The sequence below is a fragment of the Streptomyces sp. NPDC050548 genome (assembly GCF_044457385.1).
Lineage (GTDB): Bacteria > Actinomycetota > Actinomycetes > Streptomycetales > Streptomycetaceae > Streptomyces.
Genome location: NZ_JBITGV010000004.1, coordinates 1 through 9,351, shown reverse-complemented (window position 1 = coordinate 9,351; position 9,351 = coordinate 1). Strand labels below are relative to the sequence as shown.

At 72.5% G+C, this 9,351-nt stretch carries 4 protein-coding genes; 2 read left to right on the top strand and 2 right to left on the bottom strand.

The genetic code is table 11. The features are described 5' to 3' along the window. Window positions 1–36: 36 nt before the first annotated feature. The gene (locus ACIBJH_RS13225; protein ID WP_399116950.1) at window positions 37–5,526 is read right to left on the bottom strand and encodes an amino acid adenylation domain-containing protein; all 5,490 of its coding nucleotides are present in this window, start codon (window positions 5,524–5,526) and stop codon (window positions 37–39) included. A gap of 177 nt (window positions 5,527–5,703) precedes the next feature. Here ACIBJH_RS13225 and ACIBJH_RS13220 point away from each other — a divergent pair, with 177 nt between their 5' ends. After that, window positions 5,704–6,495 (top strand): AraC family transcriptional regulator, encoded by a 792-nt coding sequence (locus tag ACIBJH_RS13220; RefSeq protein ID WP_399116949.1) that lies wholly within the window; start codon window positions 5,704–5,706, stop codon window positions 6,493–6,495. On the opposite strand, the gene ACIBJH_RS13215 is transcribed toward ACIBJH_RS13220, so the two are convergent. Beyond that, entirely contained in the window at window positions 6,474–8,087 is a 1,614-nt protein-coding gene (locus ACIBJH_RS13215) for an MFS transporter (protein WP_399116948.1), read from the bottom strand. The two genes, ACIBJH_RS13220 and ACIBJH_RS13215, sit on opposite strands and share 22 nt — an antisense overlap. A 328-nt stretch (window positions 8,088–8,415) precedes the next feature. Here ACIBJH_RS13215 and ACIBJH_RS13210 point away from each other — a divergent pair, with 328 nt between their 5' ends. Beyond that, a complete protein-coding gene (locus ACIBJH_RS13210) occupies window positions 8,416–9,231 on the top strand; it encodes an SDR family oxidoreductase (RefSeq protein ID WP_399116947.1) in 816 nt (271 codons plus the stop codon). The last annotated feature ends 120 nt before the right edge of the window (window positions 9,232–9,351 follow it).

The window sequence follows — 9,351 nt, the reverse complement described above, 5'->3', positions numbered from 1 at the left end:
TGCAGACGATGCCGATCAGCGGCGCGGTCCGCGGCGTCATCGGTGTGCCGCCACGGCGCGGGCCGAGGCCGGTTCGCCCACCAGCAGTTCGGCCACCGCCGCGGCATGCGGCGGCCGTACGCAGGTGAAGTGGTCCCCGGGGACGTCCACGAGACGGAGTCCGCCGGTGCACACGTGCTGCCAGTACGCCGCCATGTCGTGGTGCATGCCGGGGAAGACCTCGGCCTCGCCGAGCTGGCGCAGCAGCGTGACCGGACCCGGGTAACCGCGGGGGTGGTGCCGGGCCACCGCCGACAGACTGTGCCGGACGGCGCGGAAGACCCGGTCGACGTGGCCGGGTGCGGCCGACGCGGCGCTCTCGCGGGGCATGGCGGCGGCGACATCCCGCAGCCGCTCCTCCTGCGTGCGCGCCGCCAGGGACTTGAACGCCCGCAGCGCCTCGGCTGCGGCCGGCCCGAGATCGGTGACCGGCGGTTCGGTGAGGCTGCCCGCGGGCACCGTGCCTCCGTGCCGTGCGACCACCGCGGCAACCAGCTCACGGATCGCCGACTCGTCCTCGGGATAGCCGAGTTCGACCGTGTCCGCCCGCATCAGGCGGGCGAAGACGTACTCGGCCAGCAGGTCGTCCTCCACTCGATAGGGCACCCGGTAGCTGCTGATGACCGACACCTCGGTCACCTCGCCGCCCGCGCGCGTGAAGCGGTCCGCCAGTTCGGTGGCCAGCAGCCCGCCCATGCAGTAGCCGACGAGACGGACCCTGCTGTACCCGTGTGTCCGCAGCACCTCGGCATAGCGGTCGGCGAGTTCACCGATCACCGTCGCGGGGTCCGCGGCCAGGTACGCGTCGAGGTCGTCGACGACGAGACCGACGATCGGTGTCCGGCCGGACAGCTCCTGGATCAGGGCGCGGTACGGGTCGATCGTGCCGGTGCCGTCGTGCACCAGCACCAGGGCCGGGACATCGCCCGCCTCCGGTGGACCCGCGTCGATCTCCACGAGGGGGGACGCGGATCCGGCCGCGCCGCCGCGCAGCCGCTCGGCCAGCGTCGCCACCGTGGGGCGGTTGAGCACGGCGCGCAGCAGTTCGTCCCAGCCGATGCCCGCCGCCCGCGCGACCTGGGCGCGCATCCGGCCGACGAGTTGGGCGACCAGCAGTGAATCCCCGCCCAGGGCGAAGAAGTTGGCGTTCCGGCCGACGGCGGGCACGTTCAGGACCTCGGCCCACAGGCCGGCCAGTGCGCGCTCCAGTTCGTCGGCGGGCGGGTCGCCCGCGCCCTCGCGCTCCTCGGCCGCCGCCGCGCCGCCCCACTCCCTGAGCAGGGCGCGGTCCACCTTGCCGTTGGCGGTCAGCGGGATCCGGTCGACCACCTCCAGCCGGGCCGGGATCATGTACGCGGGCAGCCGTTCGGCCAGGTGGTCGCGGAGTTCGTCGGGGGTCACCGGCGTACGGTCGCGCTTGAAGCGGGCCGCGAAGACCTGCTGGCCGATCTCCGCGAGGGCGCTGTCCTCGGCGGGCAGGCAGAGGACGGTCTCGGCACCGGCCCGCTCCAGCAGGTCGAGCCACTGCCGCCGGGTGAAGAAGGTGGCGCCGTGCTCCGCCCGCTCGTCGGTGAATCCGGTCAGCCCGTCGTTGAACTCCATGGACGTCATCCCGCGCCGGGTGTCGCGCGTGGCCTCGACGAAGACCAGCCAGCCGCCGGGTGCGGCGAGTTCGCCGAGCCGGCGCAGCATCTCGTCGGCGTCGACGGCGTTGTGCAGCACGTTCGCGGCGAGGACGACGTCCGCCGAGTTCGGCGCGAGACCCTGGGGCCGGTAGTCCTCGTTGAGGTCGAACAGGCCGTAGCGCACCCACGGGTGGCGCGCGTAGGTCTCCCGGGCCTCGTTGAGGAAGAAGTGGGACAGGTCGGTGAAGTGGTAGTCGACGGACAGGTCCCGCAGCTCCGGCACGAGCGCGGCGCTGGTCCCGCCGACCCCGGCACCGACCTCCAGGATCCGCAGCGGGCCCGCTCCGGCCTTGGCCCGGGCCGCCCGGCGCACGATCTCGACGACGGCGGCGTTGTTGTAGCGGCTGATCAGGTTGTCCCGGTAGGCGGCCGCCGCGGTGTCCAGCCGGCCCTCGGGGAACAGCAGGTCCTTGACCGGGAGTTCGCCGCGCACCAGCCGGTCCAGCCGCTCCTCGCAGTCGCGGTGGAAGCGGATGAGTTCGGCTCCCCAGCCGACGAGCGGCTCCAGCGTGTCGATGCACTCGTGCACGGCCGCGCGGCTCTCCTCGCTCACCCGCACCAGGCTCCAGTACGTCCCGGTGTCCCGGTCCCGGCGCAGCCGGCCCTCCTGGGTCAGCGCCGTGAGCCATCTGCGGACCAGCGGGTGGTACCGCGGGGTGGCGCCGCAGGCCGCGATGATCTCCTCGGCGGTGTGGCCGTGCCCGGCCTCCGAGAACAGGCCGCTGTCCCGGAAGAGCCGGGTGATCGACTGCAGTGCGGATTCCTCCAGGGCCGCGCACATCGTCCGCACGTGCGCCCCGTGCTCCGACTCGTCGTACCGTGCGGTGCTCTCGGCCCGTTGCCGCGCGGCGGCCGCCAGGCCCGCGTCGGTGGACGGGGCGGGTCCGGTCCTGGCGGGTTCCGCGAAGGCGACCAGGGTGCGGCCGGTTCCCTCGCCGCGGACCACGGCCGCCGCCGCGTGCACCGCGGGGTGCGTCTGCAGGGCCACCTCCACCTCGGCCAGCTCCACCCGGTGCCCGTTGAGCTTCACCTGGCCGTCGGTGCGGCCGAGGAACTCGATGGCGCCGTCCGCCGTCCGGCGGCCCATGTCGCCGGTGCGGTACAGCCGTTCGCCGCTGCGGGGATGCCGTACGAAGCTCGCCGCGGTGCGTTCGGCGTCGCCGAGGTAGCCGAGCGCGAGGCCCGCCCCGCCGATGTACAGCTCGCCCGTCACATGCTCCGGGCAGTCCCGCATGAGCGGGTCGAGCACCCGGAAGGTCTGGTTGGCCAGCGGTCTGCCGTAGGGAATGCTGGTCAGCGCGGGGTCCACGGCGGCGACGGGATGGCAGATCGACCAGATCGAGGCCTCGGTCGCCCCGCCGAGGCTGACGACGGACAGTCCCGGTATCCGCTGTCGCACGGCGTCCGGCAGCGTCACCGGGATCCAGTCGCCGGACAGCATCGCGAGCCGCAGCCGGCCGGCGTCCGGGGACGAGGGGGTGCGCAGGTGCTCGTGCAGCATCTGCATCTGGGCGGGCACCGAGTTCCACACGCTCACGCCGAACCGCTCGATCAGGGTGGCCCAGTGCGTGGGGTCGCCGCGCCGGGCGGCATCCGGCAGGACCAGGGCGCCGCCGACGGACAGCGGGCCGAAGATGTCGTAGACGGAGAGGTCGAAGCCCAGTTGGGCCAGGCCCAGGACCCGGTCGTCGGCGCCCACCCCGAACCGGGAGTTGATGTCGTCCACCGTGTTGCGGGCGGCGGCATGGGTGATCGCCACCCCCTTCGGGACGCCCGTGGATCCCGAGGTGTAGATGACGTACGCCAGGTCGTCGGGGTCGCCCGTGGCGTGCGGGGGAACTTCGGCGGCCGGCGGTACCGGGTCCACGGCGACCGCCCGGGTCCCCTCGGGCAGGTCGAGGCCGGGCACCAGCCACGACTGGGTGAGCACGCGACGCACCCCGGCCCCGGCGAGCACGGCGTTCCTGCGCCTGGGTGGCTGGGTGGTGTCGACCGGGACGTAGGCACCGCCCGCGAGCAGCACGCCCAGCACCGCGACGACCTGCTCCCACCCCTTGTCCATGACGATGCCGACCCGCTCGCCCCGGCCCGCCCCCTGCTGCGTCAGTACGTCGGCCACGGCCCGGCTCCGGCCGAGCAACTCCCGGTAGTCCAGGCGGCGTTCGGAGGTGATGACCGCGGTGCGGTCCGGGGTGCGCCCGGCCTGTGCCACGACCTCGGCGTGCAGCGGGGCGAGCGCGCGCGGGGCCGCCGTGTCGTTGGCCCGGGCCAGCCGCTCGCGCTGGGCCCCGGGCAGCTCGACGGGGTCGGTGGCGTCCCACGCGACGGCTCCCTCGGCGAGGCTGTGCAGCAGTGCGCGGTAGGCGTCGAACATGTCCTCGGCCACCCCGTCGGGGAGAACACCGGCCCGGACGTCCCAGTGGGTCAGCAGCCCGTCGCCGTCCTCCATGACCTGGCAGTCGATCCAGACCTGCGGGGTCTGTGTGATGCCGTGCACCAGCTCGCCGCCCGGCATGAACGGCTGCCTGCTGCCGGCGCCCGCCGCGCCGACCGTGCTGGTGAAGATGACCGGCATCAGGGCCGCCGCCCGGCCGCGCCGCCGCGCCAGCTCGCGCAACACCTCGACGCCGGAGCACAGTTGGTGGTCCAGGTCGGTCCACAGGCGGTCCTGGGTGGCACGCGTGCGGTCCAGGAGCGTGGCTCCTTCGGTGAGGTCGACGGCGAGCAGGCTGGTGGAGCTGAAGTCGCCGACGACCCGGTCGACCTCCTCGTGCAGCGGGAGCCGGTTCTGCAGGGTGAGGCCGAGGGTGAAGCGGGGGTTGCCGCTCCAGCGTCCGAGGACCTCCGCGAAGGACTGCAGGAGGAGGCCCGACGGCGTCGCGCCCGCCTCGGTCGCCCGTCGTTCGAGGGCTGTGCGCTGCCTCGGCGTCAGGCGGGTGCCCAGCCGCCGGAAGCGGGGCGGCGCGCTTCGGGCGTCCGTGCGCAGCGGCAGTTCGGGGGCCGGCGGCAGGGAGTCGATCCGGTCCCACCAGTAGTCGTGGTCGCGTTGGTGGCGCGCGCCGTCCCGGGCGCCGCGCGCGGCCAGGACGTAGTCGCGGAAGGTGAGTTCGGGGGCGCTCGCGGGCCGGGGCCCGCCGCACAGCTCGTGCAGTTCGGCGAGGAGGATGCGGATGCTGCCGTAGTCGCAGACGAGCAGGTCGATCGCGAGGTGGAGCAGCAGGGTCCGGTCCGTGCGGGTCGTCCGGAGTTCGAACAGGGGCCACTGGTCGGTCGGGCGGACCTGGTGGGACATCGCGCCGCGGATCTCCTCGACGGCCCGCCGCTCGGCCGCCGCACCGCTCCCCCTGAGGTCGAGCCGGCGCACCGCGTAGCGCGCCACCTCGGGCAGCACCCGCTGGTGTCCCTCGGCCGAGACCACCGCGCGCAGCATGGGGTGCCGTCGGACCAGCGTGTTCCAGCCGTCCTCCACGGCGTCCTCGGCGCCCTCGGGCAGCGAGATCTCCAGGTAGCCGTGACAGGCCACACCGCCGTAGTCGAAGGCCCCGTTCCGGCCGAGCAGATAGGCCGACTGGACGTCGGTGAGCGGGAACGGCTGATCACCGGCGGCGGGGTCCGGCACCAGAACGGGCCCCGTTTCCCGCTCCTTCAGATGGGCGAGCACCTCCTCCTTGTGCTCGCGCAACCACGTGATCCGCTCCGGCGTCAACGAGCCCTTCGGCGCCCGGTATCCGAGCCGTCCGGACTCCTCGTACAACGTGACGCCCAGCGCGGCGAGCTCGGCCACACAGTCCTTGACACGCATGTCGCTGCGTCCCCCATTCCTCCGTCAGGAACCCCACGGGCCTTCGACGGAGGAGCCTGGCACGGACGGCCTGGCTAATTTCTGGACGCGTTCTGGCGGTGCGGCGAGGGCGGAATCCGGCCGCCGCCGGCCCACCGTCCTGCGCGACACGGTGAGTTGACACTAGAATCACAGTCCGTGATCGGCGAAACGCACTTCACCATCGACTACCCGGCGTTCGCGAGCGTGGTCGTCCCGCTTGAGGCCGGGGCCGATGTCTCCTCCCACAACCACCCGCAGCATCAGCTGACTTGGGCACCGAGCGGTCTGCTCACCATGGAGATCGGCAGCTTCCGCTGGGTGGTGCAGCGCTCCCGCGCGCTGTGGATCCCCGGTGGTGTGGACCACGCCGTCATCCCCAACTCGTCGGTCGCCATGCTCTCGCTGTACTTCGAGCCGGCCGACTGCCCGCTGCGCTGGGACGCCCCGACCGTGGTCGACGCCACCGGGCTGCTCGGACCGCTGCTGCTGCACCTCACGGACATCGGCGCGCACTCCGAGGAGCACCGCGCCCGGGTCACCGCCGTGCTGTGGGACATCATGAAGCCCATTTCGGTCGCCACGATCCCGACCATCCTGCCCACCGACCCGCTGGCCCTGCATGTCGCGCTCGCCATCAAGCAGGACCCCGCCGACGCCCGGGACCTGGAGGACTGGGGCCGGGAGGTCGGTGCGTCGCCGCGCACCCTCTCGCGCAGGTTCCGTGCCGAGACCGGGGTGAGCTTCGCCAGCTGGCGGACGTACGAACGGCTCAACGCGGCGCTGCCCCTGCTCGGCATGGGCCAGCCGATCTCCCGGGTCGCCCGCGCGGTCGGCTACGGCACCGCCAGCGCCTTCATCACCGCGTTCCGACGCGAGATCGGCACCACCCCCGCCGCGTACTTCGGCGGGAGTGGTGCCGTTCCCGGTCACACGGAGGCCGGCTCCTGATCCGGCTTCGGCCGGACGACCCGACGGCGGTCGATCGCGAAGGCGACCGCCGCGACGACCACGGCGGCTCCGCCGATGATCACGCCCAGGTTCGCCAGGGCGTTCAGCGCGTCGATCGACGCGTTGTCGGCGACGCGGGTCAGCGCGGGCACGGCGTCGTGGAACCGTGCCGGCACCGCCTCTACGACCTGGTGCCCCGCCCCGGACCCGACCTGGTCGACGAACTGCCGCTTCAGGTCCTGCGGTACCGCGCCGATCCCGGGGACCGTCGCGAGCCCGGACTGCGCCTTGTCCTCGGCGACATGGCCGAAGACCGCGCCGAGTCCGGCGATGCCCATCGCCATGCCGACCTGCCGCAGGGTGCCGAAGGTGGCGGTGGACATGCCCGCGTTCTCCTGCGAGGCGAAGGTCAGCGACGCGGCCTGGTTGACCGCGGTGAGGGCGCCGATGCCCAGACCGCCGACGATCATGCCGGGCAGGAAGTGCGTCCAGCTGTCGTCGTGACCGAAGTTGCCCAGCAGGTACATGCCCGCGGTCACCATCGCCATGGTGAAGGTCAGTCCGACCCCGATCGACACCCGCTTGGCGAAGATGGGGGTGACGCCCGCGGCGACCATCGCGCAGACACTGATCGGCAGCAGCCGCAGGCCCATCTGCAGCGGGGTGTAGCCGAGCGCGCCCATCAGGAACAGCGACAGGTAGGTGGCCGCGGCCATCAGCGTCGCCATGTGCGCGACCGACACGACCGCCGTTCCGGTGAAGCCGGGCTTCTTCGCCATCGAGATGTCGAAGAGCGGGTGCTTGGCCCGGGTCTGCCAGACCAGGAAGGCGGTCAGCGAGACGACCGCGATCACGAACAGGGAGATGACGGTCCCCGACGTCCAGCCCAGCGCGTGACTGCGGGTCAGGGCGAACACGCCGGCGACCAGACCCCCGGTGAGCAGCAGCGAGCCGAGCCAGTCGGCGCGACGGTCCGGGGTGCTCGCCGTCTCGGGCATCTTCAGCAGCGCCAGCACGGTGATGGCGATGCCGATCGGGACGTTCACGGTGAAGATCGAGCGCCAGCCGAACTGGGTCACCAGCGCACCGCCGATGACGGGGCCGAGGACGGTCGCACCGGCCATGACGGCGCCGTAGACGCCGATCGCCTTCGCCCGGGCGTGGGCCTCGGGGAACGCGACCGACAGCAGCGGCAGCGCGGTGGCGAACAGCATGGCGGCGCCGATGCTCTGCACCACGCGCAGCACGTCGAGCTGGACGATGCCGCTCGCCAGTGTCAGCGCGAGCGACGCGCCGGTGAACACGAGCATGCCGGCCACGAACATGCGCCGGCGTCCGAAGCGGTCGCCGAGTGTGGCGAAGGTCAGCATGAGGCCGGCGAGCGGGATCGAGTAGGCGTCGACGACCCACTGCAGCCCGTCGATGGAGGCGTCGAAGTCGGTGCGGATGTCGGCGAGCGCAGCGGAGACGACGGTCGCGTCGAGCATCAGCATGAAGATCGCGACGCAGACCATGAACAGCACGAGCCCGGGCCTGCGCGGTGTGACGTCGACCGGCGTGGAACCACGCGCGGTCGTCGCAGTCGTGGACATGAGAACTCCCTGGATTCAGGCATGGATGTCTGCTGCGGAGAAAGTCACCCGTGCACTCTGGGTGCCGCACCGATCACGCTAGATCTCCGGCAACCCCCACCGATATGACGTCGGAGGACGCCCGATTGCGCGTAGCGGACAACTTTCGCCCGCTGTGCCGCGGTGATTGTGCGCAGCGGACACACAGCTGTGCGTACCGGTCCAGGGACTCCCGGGGGGATGTCCTCACACCCCGTGAAATCGCTAGCTTCGCGGGAGGGGCACATTCCGTGCCCGCGTCCGACCGGTGGGGACAGCTCCTCCGGTTCGCCGACCAAGGAGTGTTCGGATGAGCGCCACGACACAGCGCACGGCACTGGTGACCGGCGCCTCGACGGGTATCGGCCAAGCGACCGCGAAACTGCTCACGGCCCGGGGCTATCGCGTCCTCGGCACCAGCCGCAAACCGGAGCACATCCCCGCCGAGCGGCGGCTGCCCGGGGTCGAATACCTCGAACTCGACCTCGGTGACCCGTTGTCGATCGTCCGCTGCGCCGAACAGGCGGGCCCGGTCGACGTGTTGGTGAACAACGCCGGCGAGAGCCAGATCGGCGCGCTGGAGGATCTGCCGGTGGCGAGCATCGAGCGCATCCTGCGGGTCAACACCGTGGCTCCGGTGCAGCTGACCCAGGAACTGCTGCCCGGCATGCGGGCCCGCGGCTACGGCCGTGTGGTCATGGTCGGCTCCATGCTCGCGAGCTTCCCGCTGCCGTTCCGCTCCACGTACGTGGCGTCGAAGCTCGCCCTGCGCGGATTCGCCACGGCCGCACGCGGCGAACTCGGCCCGTACGGCGTGTGGTTCACCACGGTCGAGCCCGGCAACTTCGCCACCGGCTTCGGGGAGCGCCGCACCCGCGTCGTGCCCGAGGGCTCGCCGTACACCAGGAGCCTGCGGACGCTGGAGGCGAACGCCCGCGACAAGGAGAACAGCGGGCTGCCGCCCGAGCGGATGGCCCGGACGATCCTGGCGGCCGTCGAGGCGGACCGGCCCCGACCGCTGTACGCGGCGGGCAGCAACGCCCCTCTCGTGTTCACCCTGAAGCGGCTGCTGCCCCGCGCGGTCATGGAGCGGCTGGTACTGGGCTCCTACGGCATACGGGACTGAAAAGCCGTCGCCGTCCGTGAACGCGCCGGGGGGGGGGGGGGGGGGGGGGGGGGGGGGCGCGGGGGCCGGGGGGGGGGGGGGGGGCGGGGCTGGAGCATAACGGGGTAGAGAAGACAATGG